Below are 14214 nucleotides of genomic sequence, written 5' to 3' on the forward strand. Positions count from 1 at the left end.
CGTTGCAGGCAATGGAAGAGCTTGCAGGGACCGTCGCAAGAACTTGCCGGTGCGCTACCGTGGAGGCCATGCGCGCACGACTGTCCGACATCGCCCGCCAGGCCGAAGTCAGCGAGGCCACGGTGTCCCGGGTGCTCAACGACCGCCCCGGGGTGGCTGCGGAGACCCGCCAGGCGGTGCTGACCGCGCTCGACGTCCTCGGCTACGAACGCCCGGCCCGGCTGCGCAAACGCAGCGCCGGCCTGGTCGGCCTGGTGGTGCCGGAGCTGGACAACCCGATCTTCCCGGCGTTCGCGCAGACCATCGAGTCCGCGCTGGCCCAGTCCGGCTACACCCCGGTGCTCTGCACCCAGACCCCCGGCGGGGTCACCGAGGACGAGTACGTGGAGATGCTGCTGGACCGCCAGGTCGCCGGCATCGTCTTCGTCTCCGGCCTGCACGCCGACACCGCCGCCGACCACGAGCGCTACCGCAAACTGATCGCCCGGCCGCTGCCGATCGTGCTGATCAACGGGTACGCCGAGGGCATCGAGGCCCCCTTCGTCTCCTGCGACGACCGGGAAGCCGGTGAGCTGGCCGTGGCCCACCTGGTCTCGCTCGGCCACCGGCGGATCGGGCTGATCACCGGGCCGGACCGGTTCCTGCCGGTGCAGCGCAAGGTCGCCGGGTTCCGGGCGGCGATGCACCGGCTGGTCGGTGCGACCGACGCCGAGATCGACGAGCTGATCGCATTGTCACTGTTCGGTGTGGAGGGTGGCAAGGCGGCGGCGAACCGGCTGCTGGACAAGGGCGTCACCGGCATCGCCTGCGGCTCCGACCTGATGGCGCTCGGCGCGATCCGGGCCGCCCGGCAGCGTGGCCTGTCGGTGCCGGGTGACGTGTCGGTGGTCGGCTACGACGACTCGCCGCTGATGGCGTTCACCGATCCGCCGCTGACCACGCTGCGCCAGCCGGTGATCGCGATGGCGGTGGCGGCGGTAAGGGCCCTGGTCGACGAGATCAACGGGCACGCCGCCCCCAACTCGGAGTACGTGTTCCGCCCCGAACTGGTCTCCCGAGGCTCCACCGGCATCGCCCCCCAGGTCACCCACCTCGCCGCCGCCGCGCTCACCGCCCCCGCCACCCCCTGACCCACCGCCCATGATCGCGACGATCTTGCAGTTATCGAGAAGATATGTCCACTTTGTCTCACGATAAGTGCAAGATCGCGGTGATCATGGAGGGGTGGACGGGGCGGGATGAGGGGGTGAGCTTCCTTGCGCAAGGGTTGCTTGACTCTTGCAGGAGCGGGCAGGCATCCTCGATAGCGAGCCCAGCACCCGCAGCACGCTGACTCGATAGCGAGCCCAGCACTGCTCCGCTCCACGCTGACTCAACGGCGAGGCCAGCACGCACACCGACAGGACGGGGACCCCGTGACGATCGATCCTGCCCAGGCCAACCCGCGCACCGCCAGGGACGACTGGTGGCGGACCGCCGCCGTCTACCAGGTGTACGTACGCAGCTTCGCCGACTCCGACGGCGACGGCATCGGTGACCTGCAGGGCATCCGCAGCCGCCTGCCGTACCTGCGGGAGCTTGGCGTCGACGCGCTCTGGCTGACGCCGTTCTACCGCTCCCCGATGGTCGACGGCGGCTACGACGTCGCCGACTACCGCCAAGTGGACCCGATGTTCGGCGACCTCACCGACTTCGACGAGATGATCACCGACGCGCACGCGCTCGGCCTGCGGATCATCGTCGACATCGTGCCGAACCACACGTCCGACGTACACCCGTGGTTCGTCGCGGCGCTCGCCGCCGCGCCCGGATCGGCGGAGCGCGACCGGTACATGTTCCGCGACGGCCGCGGCGCCAACGGCGACGAGCCGCCGAACGACTGGGAGTCGATCTTCGGCGGGCCGGCCTGGACCCGGCTGCCCGACGGCCAGTGGTACCTGCACCTGTTCGACCCGGCGCAACCCGACCTCAACTGGCGCCACCCCGAGGTCCGCGCCGAGTTCGAGCAGATCCTGCGCTTCTGGCTCGATCGCGGCGTCGACGGGTTCCGGATCGACGTCGCCCACGGGATGATCAAGGCCGACGGGCTGCCGGACATCGGCTGGACCTCGGCCACCACCGGCCGCCGGCAGATCGAACTGCTCGGCAAGGGCCGGCTGCCGTACTTCGACCAGGACGAGGTGCACGACATCTACCGCGCCTGGCGGCCGATCCTGGACAGCTACCCCGGCGGACGGATGGCCGTCGCCGAAGCGTGGGCGGAGACCCCGCAGCGGCTGGCCCGCTACATCGGCCCCGACGAGCTGCACCAGGCGTTCAACTTCGACTTCCTCGACGCCACCTGGTCGGCCGACTCGTTCCACAAGGTGATCGACACCGCGCTCGCCGAGGCGTCGATCGTCGGCGCGCCGACCACCTGGGTGCTGTCCAACCACGACAAGCAGCGGCACGTCACCCGGTACGGCGACGGTGAGGTCGGGCTGCGCCGGGCCCGCGCCGCCGCGCTGCTGATGTTCGCCCTGCCCGGCAGCACCTACCTCTATCAGGGTGAGGAGTTGGGCCTGCCGGAGGTTCTCGACCTGCCCGACCACCTGCGCCAGGACCCGGCGTTCAGCCGTACCGGGCGCAGCCGCGACGGCTGCCGGGTGCCGCTGCCGTGGAGCGGCGACACCCCGCCGTACGGCTTCGGGCCGGCCGGCTCGGTCGAATCCTGGCTGCCGGCCCCGGCCGGCTGGGCGCCGCTGACCGCGCAGGCCCAGGCCGGCGACCCGGACTCGACGCTGGAGCTGTACCGGCGGGCCCTCGCCATCCGGGCCGAGCACCCGGCGCTGCGCGACGCCCCGGCCGGCGACGGCACCGGGCTGACCTGGCTGGAGACCGAGCCGGGCGTGCTGGCGTTCCAACGCGGTGACGACGCCAGGTCCGCCGACGGCGGTCCGGGCGACGATGCGGCCGGGCTGGTCTGTGTGGTCAACCTCAGCGGTGCCCCGGTCTCGGTCCCCGGGTACGGCGCGGTGCTGCTCGCCAGCGCACCGGTGTCGACCGGGCCGGACGGGGTGCCGGTACTGCCGATCGATGCCGCCGCCTGGTTCTCGCCGCGCTGAACACGGTTTAGCGCACCGGGAACCGGGTAAGCATCGAGTAGAACCTGGTCGTTCGTCGAGCTGGTATCGCCGCCGGGCGACTGGGCAGTGGAACCCCTTGTGGTGGGGGGCGAAGGTGGTGACTGATGCCCCGGGGCGGGAAACGGCCCCGGGGCATCACCGTGTCCGGGCCCGACGCGGGTACGGCACGCGCAGGTGACCGCGGCACGGTCACCGCAGCTCAGTTCAGGTTGGTCAGGATGCCGGCGATGCGGGCCATGCCGGCCCGTACGTCGTCGGGTGACGGCGGCGGCGAGGGCTCCACGTGCCGTTCCTCCGGCTCGGCGTCGGCGCCACCGACCAGGTCTTCGAGGTCGTCGTACTCGCCGGCCTCTTCCTGACCGGCCGCCTGGGTGGCGGCGATCTCGGCCCGGATCTCCTCGACGGTGACCAGGGTCAGCAGCGGTTCGACGACGGCCATCAGCTCCTCGTCGGCCACCACGGTCTCGGCCAGCGCGAGGGCGTGTGCCCGCTCGTAGGGTCCGCACACCACCGGCTCCCAGTCGCCGTCCTGCTCGCCCAGCGGGCCGAACGTGATGATCCACGGCATCGTGTGCGCCGGCGAGTCGTCCGGCAGTTCCAGCGTGACTAGTGCACCCACGCGACCGATCATCGTGGCCCGCCGCGTACCGCCGGTGGTTTTCGGGTTATTTACCACTTTTGGCGCGACCGCTTCTGGCTCGGCGGCGGCCACGCTGCGGTCCGGGGCGGCGGCGTCGACGACCCGGCCGTGTCGGCTGGTCGCGGCGAGCGCCGCGCCGAACAGCAGCAGCTGGTTCAGCAGGTAGAGGTAGATCAACAGACCGACGGCGCCGGCTACCACCGTGTACGCGGGGTTTCGCTCGAACCGGACCACGTAGAACCGGCCCACCGTGTTGAGCACGGTGATGCCCAGCGCCACCCCGATGATCGGGACGACCAGCCGTCGGGGCGCCAGCCGCAGCCGCGGCACCACGACCAGCAGGGCGGCAGCCAGCACCATGTTGATCACGACGGCGAGCAGCGTGCTGGAGACGGTGGTGGCGACCGAGTGCTCGCCGAGGATCCAGCGCAGCAGCGAACGCAGCGCGTCGATCGCCCCGACCGAGACACCGAGCAGCAGGAACACCCCGACCAGCACGACCAGGTCGACCACCTGCCGTACGCCGATGTAACCCGGCTGCTGGTCGAGGCGGTGGATCAGCCGCTGCGACGAGCGGATCGCCTCGACCCAGCCGATGCCGGTGAGCCCGAGCAGCACCAGGCCGACGACGCCGACCCGGCCACTGTTCTGCTGAATCTGCGTCAGGTCGAGGAACGGCAGGTTCTGCAGCAGGAAGTCGGCCACCGCCGCGGCCACCTCGGCGTTGCCCTCCACGATCGCGCCGAACGCCCAGTAGGCGACCAGACCGAGGGCGAACACGGCGAAGAAGCCGTAGTAGGCGATGGCCGCCGCCAGCCGCCCGGCGAGCACCTCGTTGTACCGTTCGCCGGCCCGCCACACGTGGTCGACGCGGGCGGACCGGGCCCGGACCCGGTCGATGCCACGGGTGGCGGCGGCCTCGGCCCGCTCGATGAGGTTCACGCCCGTCATCCTGGCCTATCGCGGGCCCGGTGCGCCGTCAGGCGCGGTCAGCCGGCCGCAAAGGCCCGTCAGGCGCGGTCAGCCGCCGAGGGCGAAGTCGCGGCGCGGCTGCCAGCGGCCTTCGCCGCTGTGCGAGAAGAGGGTGAACCCTTCGACGTCGAACTGCGCCTCGAACCCGGCGAGGTCGTCGTAGACCTTGTCGAGGGCCTCGGCCGGCACGTTCTGCGCGACGGTGACGTGCGGGTGGTACGGGAACGGGCTGTTGCGGACCAACTCGTCGACCGAGCCGATCTCGGCGGCGATCAGCTCGCATTCGCTGATCCCGGCGGCGACGGCGACGAAGACGACGTCGGTGATCGGCCGGAACGTGCCGGTGCCGCGCAGATGCAGCGGGTACGGCGGGTGGGCCGCCGCCACCGCCGCGAGGTGCGCCTCGACCTGCGCGAGCTGCTGTTCGACGATGTCGGTCGGGCCGAGCAGGGTGATGTGCGCCGGCACGTACTCGGCCGCCGGGTCCCCGGCCTCGGCACGCCGCCGGGTGAGCAGCTCACCCCAGGGCTGCGGGATGTCGATCGCGACCCCGATCCGCAGCTGCCCCGGCGCCGGCGGCGCACCGATCGCCGTCACGTTCAGGGGGTCCCCGTCGGTTGCAGGAAACCGACCCGGTCGTACACGGTGGCGAGGGTCCCGGCGGCGACCGCACGGGCCTTCTCCGCGCCGACGGCGAGCAGCTTGTCCAGCTGGGCCGGGTCGTCGAGGTAGCTGCGGGTGCGCTGCTGGATCGGTGCGACGAACTCCACCACCACCTCCGCCAGGTCCTTCTTCAGGTCCCCGTAGCCGCGACCCTCGTACGCGGCGGTCAGCTCGTCGAGCGCACGGCCGGTGAGCGCGGCGTAGATGGTCAGCAGGTTGCTGATCCCGGGCTTGTTCTCCGGATCGTAGAGGATCTCCCGGCCGGTGTCGGTGACCGCCGAGCGGATCTTCTTCGCCGAGCGCGCCGGATCTTCCAGCAGGTCGATGATGCCGGCCGGCGACGACGCCGATTTGGACATCTTGGCGTGCGGGTCCTGCAGGTCGAGGATCTTGGCGGTTTCCTTGACGATGTACGGCGCGGGCACGGTGAGGGTGGCCCCGAACCGGGTGTTGAACCGCTGGGCCAGGTCGCGGGTGAGTTCGAGGTGCTGGCGCTGGTCCTCGCCGACCGGCACCGCGTCGGCCTGGTAGAGCAGGATGTCGGCGGCCTGCAGGATGGGGTACGTGAACAGCCCGACGCTGGACCGTTCAGCGCCCTGCTTGACCGACTTGTCCTTGAACTGGGTCATCCGGTTCGCCTCGCCGAACCCGGTGATGCAGCTCAGCACCCAGCCGAGCTGGGCGTGCTGCGGCACCTGCGACTGGACGAACAGCGTGCAGCGGTCCGGGTCCAGGCCTGCGGCGAGCAGCTGGGCGGCGGCCACCCGGGTCCGCTGGCGCAGCACGGCCGGGTCGTGGCCGGCGGTGATCGCGTGCAGGTCGACGACGCAGTAGAAGGCGTCGTGGCTGTCCTGCATCGCCACCCAGTTGCGGACCGCGCCGAGGTAGTTGCCGAGGTGGAACGAGTCGGCGGTCGGCTGGATACCGGAGAGCACCCGGGGGCGGGAGGCGAGCTCGGACATGTCGACAATTCTGACAGCATCAGTGGTACGTGGTTCGCCCGGCTCGGCCAGGGTCGGGTACGGCCGGGTTCGCCCGGCTCGGCCAGGGTGGGTCGAGCCGGGTGCCACCAGCGTCGGATGTTCGACTCTGTTGGATCGTGGCTGAATGTGATGGAATACCGGGCGGACGGCCTGGCGAGAAGGGACCGATGGTGAAACTCCTGGTAACCGGCGGGGCCGGCTACATCGGCAGCGTGGTGACCCGGCTGCTGATCGACGCCGGGCACGAGGTGACGGTGCTCGACGACCTGCGTACCGGGCACCGGGTGGCGCTCGCCCCCGAGGCGACGTTCGTCGAGGCCGACGTGCACGACGTGGCGACGGTGCTCACCCCGGACGCCGGCTTCGACGGTGTGCTGCACTTCGCCGCGCTGATCGCCGCCGGCGAGTCGGTGGTCCACCCCGAGTGGCACTGGCGCAACAACACCGTCGGCTCGCTGGCGCTGATCGACGCCGTCCGGGCCGCCGGGGTACGTCGGTTCGTCTTCTCCTCCACCGCCGCCGTCTACGGCAACCCGAGCGAGATCCCGATCACCGAGTCCGCCACCAAGGCCCCGACCAACCCGTACGGTGCGACGAAACTCGCCGTCGACATGGCGCTGACCAGCGAGGCCACCGCGCACGGGCTGGCCGCGACGTCGCTGCGCTACTTCAACGTCGCCGGCGCCTGCCTGCGCCCCGACGGCACCGCGCTGGGTGAACGCCACGAACCGGAGACCCACCTGATCCCGATCGCCCTCGAGGTCGCCGCCGGCCGCCGTGACAAGCTGCAACTGTTCGGCGACGACTACCCGACCCCGGACGGCACCTGCGTGCGCGACTACATCCACGTCGAGGACCTCGCCCGCGCCCACCTGCTCGCCCTCGACGCGGCTGTCCCGGGCGAACACCGCATCTACAACCTGGGCAACGGCAGCGGATTCTCCAACCGTGAGGTCGTCGAGGTCGTCCGGCAGGTCACCGGCCACCCGGTGCCGGTGGAGATGTCCCCGCGCCGCGCCGGCGACCCGGCCACGCTGGTCGCCTCGTCGGCCCGCGCCCACGACGAACTCGGCTGGCGTCCGCAGAAACCGACGCTGGCCGAGATGGTCGCCGACGCGTGGGCGTTCCTGCCGTACCGGCAGGTGCGGTCATGACGGTCGCCCGCCGCGCCACCGACGGCTTCACCCGGCGGTACGGCGGCCCACCGGCCGGGGTCTGGGCCGCCCCGGGCCGGGTCAACCTGATCGGCGAACACACCGACTACAACGACGGCTTCGTGCTGCCGTTCGCCCTGCCGCACCGCACCGTCGTCGCGGCGAGCCTGGCGGAGCAGGCCGAGCCGGCAGAGCAGACGGACCAGGGCTGGACGGTCTGGTCGGAGCAGTCCGACGAGCAGATCGTGATCAGTGCCGCCGACGCCGACCGGCCCGGCGCCGTCGACGGCTGGGGCGGCTACGTCGCCGGAGTGATCTGGGCGCTGCGCGAGGCCGGGTACGCCGTACCGGCCGCCCGGCTGGCGATCGCCTCCGACGTACCGCTGGGTGCCGGCCTGTCCTCGTCGGCCGCGCTGGAATCGGCGGTGCTGACCGCCCTGGCCGACCTCGGCGGTGTCGGCACCGACCGGCTGCCGGTCGAGAAACGGCCGGCGCTGGCCCAGCGGGCGGAGAACGTCTACGCCGGGGTGCCCTGCGGGATCATGGACCAGTCGGCGTCGATCCGCTGCCGGGCCGGGCACGCCCTGTTCCTGGACTGCCGGTCCCTCGACGTGGAACAGATCCCGTTCGACCTGGCCGCCGCCGGGCTGGCCATCCTGGTCGTCGACACCCAGGCCCCGCACCGGCACGTCTCCGGCGAGTACGCCGCCCGCCGGGCCGCCTGCGAGCAGGCTGCCACGGTGCTCGGCGTACCGGCGTTGCGCGACGTCGGCGTCGACGCGCTGCCGGCGGCGCTGGACCGGCTGCCCGACGACACGGTCCGCCGCCGGGTACGGCACGTGGTGACCGAGAACCAGCGGGTGCTCGACACCGTCGCGTTGCTGCACTCCGGGCGGGTCCGGGAGATCGGGCCGCTGCTGACCGCCTCGCACGCCTCGATGCGCGACGACTTCGAGATCACCGTGCCGGAGGTGGACGTCGCGGTGACCGCGGCGCTGGCCGCCGGGGCGTACGGGGCCCGGATGACCGGCGGCGGGTTCGGCGGCTGCGTGTTGGCGCTGGTCGATGCCGACGCCGCCGGGCCGGTGGCAGCCGCCGTCACGGCGGCGTACGCCGACAACGGTTTCGCCACACCGGTCAGCTTCACCGCCCTGCCCTGTGCCGGAGCCGAACGGATCCACTAACCTCGCCGCAACACAGTAGACCGGCGACGGTGGAGGTTGCCCCGTGGTGCAGCAGTTGACCGACCGGCTGTCCGGGGACACCCCGTTCCTGGTCCGGATCGACGGGTCGAGGTTCCTGGCCACCGCCGGCGCGCTGGCCGGCGTCGGCTGGCTGCTGGCCGGCGGCCTCCTCGGCGGGGTCGGCTACCTGGTCGCCCGGGAGGCGCAGGTGGGCCGGGCGTTCACCGCCGCGCTGGTCGGCGTACCGGTGCTGCTGCTCGGCGCGGTGCTGGCCGTGACGGTGGCGTTGTGGCACGGGCGGTTCACCGGCCGGGGCCCGGTGCTGGCCGCCGACCGGACCGGGGTGTGGGTGGCCAACGGCAGTTTCCGGGTGAACCCGGTCTGGTTGCCATGGGACGCGGTGTCGGCGGTGCTGGTCCGGCGTACCTGGTGTGAGGATCTGATCTGCATCGACGCGCAGACCCCGCATCCGGCGGTCCCGCCGGGTGCCCGGTTGATGGTGCCGACGATGCTGCTGGACCGGCGCAGCGCCGACATCGTGGCGGTGCTCAGCGCGCTGGCCGGCGGCCGCGCACCGGTCTACGGCCGCTGGTGAGTCCAAGGGCCGGGTCGGGCCCGCCCGGTGACGGCGGGCCCGGCCCGGGGTGCCCTGGTCAGCCGGCTTCGATGATCATGCCGGCGGCGGCGGTCCGGTTGGTCGACTCGTCGACCAGAATGAACCCGCCGGTGGTGCGGTTGCGCCGGTACTCGTCGGTCAGCAGCGGCACCGTGGTGCGGAACGTGACCCGGCCGATGTCGTTGAGGCCGAGCTGGCCGGCCGTCTCGTCGCGGTGCAGACTGTTGACGTCCAGCCGGTACTGCACGCCACGGACCACGGCGCGGGCGCTGCGGGTGGTGTGCTTGATCGCGTACTTCGCACCGACCTGCAGCGGCCGTGACTCGTCCATCCAGCAGATCATCGCCTCGATGTCCTGGGCCGGGGTGGGCGCGTTGTGCGGCCGGCAGATCAGGTCGCCACGGGAGATGTCCAGTTCGTCGGTGAGGCGTACGGTCACCGACATCGGCGGGAACGCCTCGTCGACCGGTCCGTCGGCGGTCTCGATGCTGGCGATGGTGCTGGTCAACCCGGACGGCAGCACCATGATCTCGTCGCCCGGCTTGAGCACCCCGGAGGCGACCTGCCCGGCGTAGCCCCGGTAGTCGGTGACGACCGTCGACTGTGGCCGGATCACGTACTGCACCGGGAACCGGACGTCGACCAGGTTGCGGTCCGAGGCGATGTGCACGTGCTCCAGGTGGTGCAGCAGCGACGGGCCTTCGTACCAGGGGGTCTTCTCCGACCGGGTGGCGATGTTGTCGCCGTGCAGCGCGGAGATCGGGATGACCGACAGGTCCGGCGCCTCCAGCTTGGCGGCGAACGTGGTGAACTCGTCGGCGATCGACTCGAACACCGACTGGTCCCAGTCGACCAGGTCCATCTTGTTGACGCAGAGCACCAGGTGCGGCACCCGCAGCAGCGAGCAGAGGAACGCGTGCCGGCGGGACTGCTCGACCAGACCCTTACGGGCGTCGACCAGGATCAGCGCCAGGTCGGCGGTGGAGGCACCGGTGACCATGTTGCGGGTGTACTGGATGTGCCCGGGGGTGTCGGCGATGATGAACTTGCGCCGGGGGGTGGCGAAGTAGCGGTACGCCACGTCGATGGTGATGCCCTGCTCCCGCTCGGCCCGCAGGCCGTCGGTGAGCAGCGCCAGGTTGGTGTACTCGTCACCCCGGGCCGCGCTGACCGCCTCGACCGCTTCCAGCTGGTCGGTGAAGAGCGACTTGGTGTCGTAGAGCAGCCGGCCGATCAGGGTCGACTTGCCGTCGTCGACGCTGCCGGCGGTGGCGAACCGCAGCAGGTCCATGGCCCGGGTGGTGGGGGCGTCAGCCGTCACCGTCATCAGAAGTAGCCCTCCCGCTTGCGGTCCTCCATGGCGGCCTCGCTGACCCGGTCGTCGCCACGGGTCGCCCCGCGCTCGGTGATCCGGGTGGCGGCGACCTCGTCGATCACCTTGTCGACGGTGTCCGCCGGGGAGCGCACCGCCGCCGTGCAGGAGGCGTCACCCACCGTACGGTAGCGGACCTGTTCGATGAACGGGGTCTCGCCGGAGCGGGGCTGGATGAACTCGTTGACGGCGTACAGCATGCCGTCGCGTTCGATCACCTCGCGCTCGTGGGCGAAGTAGATCGACGGCAGCTCGATCTGCTCGCGGGCGATGTAGTGCCAGACGTCCAGCTCGGTCCAGTTCGACAGCGGGAAGACCCGGATCGACTCGCCCGGGTGGTGCCGGCCGTTGTACAGCGACCACAGCTCCGGCCGCTGGTTCTTCGGGTCCCACTGGCCGAACTCGTCGCGGAACGAGAAGACCCGCTCCTTGGCCCGCGCCTTCTCCTCGTCGCGGCGGGCCCCGCCGAACAGGGCGTCGAACCGGTACTTCTCGACCGCCGCCAGCAGCACCGGCGTCTGGATGCGGTTACGCATCCCGTCGGGCGACTCGCGGACCAGGCCGGACTCGAGCGCCTCCGGCACGCTGGCCACGAGCAGCTGCAGGCCGAGCTCGTCGACCCGGCGGTCCCGGTAGTCGAGCACCTCGGCGAAGTTGTGCCCGGTGTCGACGTGCATCACCGGGAACGGGATCCGGGCCGGAGCGAACGCCTTCTGCGCCAGGCGCAGCATCACGATCGAATCCTTGCCGCCGGAGAAGAGCAGCACCGGGCGCTCCAGTTCGGCGACGACCTCGCGCATGACGAAGATGCTCTCCGACTCCAGCGCGTCGAGGTGGGAGACACGGTACGCGGCGGCGCCACTCATCACAGCCACCTCCGGTCGTGGCGGGCGGTCCGAAGCTTGGTCATCCGAATACCAGACCTTTCCGGTTGGCAAGCTGGAGATCAGAGGTCAGGATACCTGCAGATGCTGCCGCAACGCTGCGAGCAGTTTGCTGGCAAGATCTCGTCGACAGACCACAAGATCCGGCAGTCGTGGGTTGGCCTCGTTGTACCGCAACGGGGTGCCGTCGATCCGCGAGGCGTGCAGGCCGGTGGCGGTCGCCACGGCGACCGGCGCGGCCGAGTCCCATTCGTACTGGCCGCCGGCGTGCACGTAGGCGTCGGCGTCACCGGCGATCACCGCGGCGATCTTCGCCCCGGCCGATCCCATCGGCACCAGCTCGGCGTCCAGGTCGGCGGCGAGCGCCGTGACGAACGCCGGCGGGCGGCTGCGGCTGGCGGCCAGCCGGATCGCGCCGCCACCCGCGCCGGGGGCCGGCATCGGCGGGTACGGCGGCGGATGCTCGGTGCTGATCGTCCGGTGCTGGGCCGGCAGTCCGACCGCCCCGGCGACCAGCCGGTGCGGCGTGGACCCGTTGCGGGACCAGAGCGCCACGTGCACCGCCCAGTCGGCGCGACCCTCCTCGGAGAACTCCCGGGTGCCGTCGAGTGGATCGATGATCCAGACCCGGTCGGCGGTCAGCCGCGACGGGCCGGCGGCGGCGGAGTCCTCCGCCGACAGGGCCTGACGGGAACCGTCGTCCTCCTCCGACAGCACCGCGTCCGCCGGGCGCCAGCGGGCCAGCTCGGTGCGGAGCAGGTCGTGCGAAACCTTGTCACCGGCCGCCTTGAGAGCGGCCGGGTCGGCGTACCCCAGCTCCTGACGGACCTGCAGCAGCGACTCGCCGGCGCGTCCGGCGAGCCATCGGGCGAACGCGGCGTCGGTTACCGGTGGCGTGCTCATCTGGCTCCTCTTCTGCCTACCCGGCGACGCCGGGCTCTCCCCCCGCAGTCCACGGACAGGGTCCTGCCCGGTTCACGATCCAACCGCCCAGATGTAACGCCACGACTAACCTTCACGTGCTGTGGTACGTGTTCTGGGCCCACTCGAGACCCCGGACGACCACCGCTTCCACCAGGTCAGCGGCCCGATCGACGAGAAATTCGAGTTCCTTGCGTTCAGTTGTCGAGAAATCCGACAATACGTAGTCGGCGGGGTCCTGCCGGCCGGGCGGACGCCCGATACCGAACCTGACCCGCAGGTACTCCTTGCTGCCCAGCGACCGGGACATGGAGCGCAGCCCGTTGTGACCGCCCTCACCACCGCCCTGCTTCGCCCGCAGCCGACCGTAGTCGATGTCGAGCTCGTCGTGAACCGCCACGATCTGATCGACCGGCACCTTGTAGAACTGGGCCAGCGACGCGACCGGCCCGCCGGAGAGGTTCATGTAGGTCAGCGGCTTCGCTAGGACCAGCTTCGGCCCGCCGAGGCCGAGCCGACCCTCACCGGTCTCGGCCGCCGCCCGGCGGTGCCGGCCCAGCCGTACGCCGAGCCGGCCGGCGAGCAGGTCCGCCACCATGAAACCGACGTTGTGCCGGTTGCGGGCGTACTCCCTACCGGGGTTGCCGAGCCCGACCACCAGCCAGGGTGCCGTCTCCACCACACCTCCCGAAACGGATCAAGGCGTCGCCGCGCTGGCATGGCCAGCAGCGGGACGCCCGGATCGTTGAACGGCTGGTCAGGCCTGGACGGGCTGCTCGGCCGCCGCCTCGGTCGGCTGCTCGGGGGCGCCTTCCCCGGCACCTTCCTCGGCCGCCGGCTCCTCGGCCGCCACGCCGGCCTCGGCGTCGAGCTGCTCGGCGGTCGGCGCGGCGGAGACCACGACCAGCACCGTCTCCGGGTCGACGGTCAGCTCCACGCCCTGCGGCAGGGTGACGTCGCCGGCGGTGACGTGCGAGCCGGCCTCCAGGCCCTCGATCGAGGCTTCCAGCGACTCCGGCAGCCGGGTCGCGTCGGCGCTCACCGACAGGGTGTCGTGCTCGTGCATCACCAGGGTGTTCTTCGCCGGCTCGCCGACCAGCTGCACCGGCACGTCCACGGTGACCTTCTCGCCGCGACGGACCAGCAGCAGGTCGACGTGTTCGAAGGTGTCCTTGATCGGGTCACGCTGGATGGCCTTGGTCAGCGCCAACGCCTGGGTGCCGTCGGTGATGTCGATGGCGAACAGCTGGTTGGCGCCACCGTGGCGGATCGCGGCGGCGAACTCACGGGCGGGCAACGCGATGTGCTTGGGCTTCTCGCCGTGGCCGTACAGCACGGCGGGCACCTTGCCGGCCCGGCGGGTACGGCGGGCACCACCCTTACCGAACTCGGTACGGGGCTCGGCGCTGATCTTTACCTCGGACACGGGAGTACTCCTGGAGTTTGGCAGTGCGTGCGGGGGAACCTGATCCGGCTCCGGGGAGTCGGATGCGATGTCAGCGGTGCCGGGCGAAGGGGCACGCGGGGCGCTCGTCCAATGGGCAGTGCCCGGAGCACCGCGTCGATCACGGTGCTTCCGTGCGGCAGCGCTTGGTCAGCAGCGGCCCGCAGGGCACCCTCGCCGTGGCAACCGCACTAGTCTACCCGAGCCTGGTGAACGGCTTCAGGCAGTCCCCGGGTCGGCCCGGCAGGCTCCTCCT

13 protein-coding genes and 1 pseudogene are annotated in these 14214 nt (G+C 71.4%); 5 read left to right on the top strand and 9 right to left on the bottom strand.

Annotated elements, in window-relative coordinates:
• Positions 1–68: 68 nt before the first annotated feature.
• Both O7608_RS31230 and O7608_RS31235 read left to right on the top strand, forming a co-directional pair.
• Positions 69–1130 carry a LacI family DNA-binding transcriptional regulator gene (locus O7608_RS31230; RefSeq protein WP_289207951.1) on the top strand — a complete coding sequence of 354 codons (1062 nt, stop codon included), beginning with the start codon at positions 69–71 and terminating at the stop codon, positions 1128–1130.
• 291 nt (positions 1131–1421) lie between these two features.
• On the top strand, positions 1422–3104 hold the full coding sequence (locus O7608_RS31235) for a glycoside hydrolase family 13 protein (protein ID WP_289211114.1): 1683 nt from the start codon (positions 1422–1424) through the stop codon (positions 3102–3104).
• A gap of 220 nt (positions 3105–3324) precedes the next feature.
• Here O7608_RS31235 and O7608_RS31240 read toward each other — a convergent pair whose 3' ends face one another.
• The 4 genes and pseudogenes from O7608_RS31240 to trpS all read right to left on the bottom strand — a co-directional run bounded on the left by O7608_RS31240 (position 3325) and on the right by trpS (position 6362).
• A complete protein-coding gene (locus O7608_RS31240; protein WP_289211115.1) occupies positions 3325–3744 on the bottom strand; it encodes a hypothetical protein in 420 nt (139 codons plus the stop codon).
• A gap of 27 nt (positions 3745–3771) precedes the next feature.
• Positions 3772–4707, bottom strand: a pseudogene (locus O7608_RS31245) (YhjD/YihY/BrkB family envelope integrity protein); the annotation flags it as partial.
• 78 nt (positions 4708–4785) lie between these two features.
• Positions 4786–5334 (bottom strand): 2'-5' RNA ligase family protein, encoded by a 549-nt coding sequence (locus tag O7608_RS31250; RefSeq protein WP_421357652.1) that lies wholly within the window; start codon positions 5332–5334, stop codon positions 4786–4788.
• A gap of 2 nt (positions 5335–5336) precedes the next feature.
• Positions 5337–6362: a tryptophan--tRNA ligase gene (gene trpS / locus O7608_RS31255; protein ID WP_289207952.1), complete on the bottom strand. Its 1026-nt coding sequence runs from the start codon at positions 6360–6362 to the stop codon at positions 5337–5339.
• Positions 6363–6550: 188 nt separating this feature from the next.
• Here trpS and galE point away from each other — a divergent pair, with 188 nt between their 5' ends.
• The 3 genes from galE to O7608_RS31270 are packed head-to-tail and all read left to right on the top strand — an operon-like array spanning position 6551 to position 9316.
• On the top strand, positions 6551–7537 hold the full coding sequence (gene galE, locus O7608_RS31260; RefSeq protein WP_289207953.1) for a UDP-glucose 4-epimerase GalE: 987 nt from the start codon (positions 6551–6553) through the stop codon (positions 7535–7537).
• Positions 7534–8721: a galactokinase gene (gene galK, locus O7608_RS31265; RefSeq protein ID WP_289207954.1), complete on the top strand. Its 1188-nt coding sequence runs from the start codon at positions 7534–7536 to the stop codon at positions 8719–8721. Before galE ends, galK begins: the two co-directional genes overlap by 4 nt.
• Positions 8722–8764: 43 nt before the next feature.
• Entirely contained in the window at positions 8765–9316 is a 552-nt protein-coding gene (locus O7608_RS31270) for a hypothetical protein (RefSeq protein WP_289207955.1), read from the top strand.
• A 58-nt stretch (positions 9317–9374) separates the two neighbouring features.
• Here the strand turns inward: O7608_RS31270 and O7608_RS31275 are convergent, their stop codons facing one another.
• The 5 genes from O7608_RS31275 to O7608_RS31295 all read right to left on the bottom strand — a co-directional run bounded on the left by O7608_RS31275 (position 9375) and on the right by O7608_RS31295 (position 13940).
• A complete protein-coding gene (locus O7608_RS31275) occupies positions 9375–10664 on the bottom strand; it encodes a sulfate adenylyltransferase subunit 1 (protein ID WP_289207956.1) in 1290 nt (429 codons plus the stop codon).
• The gene (gene cysD, locus O7608_RS31280; protein WP_289207957.1) at positions 10664–11575 is read right to left on the bottom strand and encodes a sulfate adenylyltransferase subunit CysD; all 912 of its coding nucleotides are present in this window, start codon (positions 11573–11575) and stop codon (positions 10664–10666) included. Before cysD ends, O7608_RS31275 begins: the two co-directional genes overlap by 1 nt.
• Before the next feature lie 87 nt (positions 11576–11662).
• Positions 11663–12496 (bottom strand): 3'(2'),5'-bisphosphate nucleotidase CysQ, encoded by an 834-nt coding sequence (locus O7608_RS31285; RefSeq protein WP_289207958.1) that lies wholly within the window; start codon positions 12494–12496, stop codon positions 11663–11665.
• Between the two features lie 112 nt (positions 12497–12608).
• A complete protein-coding gene (pth, locus tag O7608_RS31290; RefSeq protein ID WP_289207959.1) occupies positions 12609–13196 on the bottom strand; it encodes an aminoacyl-tRNA hydrolase in 588 nt (195 codons plus the stop codon).
• A 75-nt stretch (positions 13197–13271) separates the two neighbouring features.
• Entirely contained in the window at positions 13272–13940 is a 669-nt protein-coding gene (locus O7608_RS31295) for a 50S ribosomal protein L25/general stress protein Ctc (RefSeq protein WP_289207960.1), read from the bottom strand.
• Positions 13941–14214 lie beyond the last annotated feature (274 nt).

The sequence above is a fragment of the Solwaraspora sp. WMMA2056 genome (genome assembly GCF_030345095.1).
GTDB lineage: Bacteria > Actinomycetota > Actinomycetes > Mycobacteriales > Micromonosporaceae > Micromonospora_E.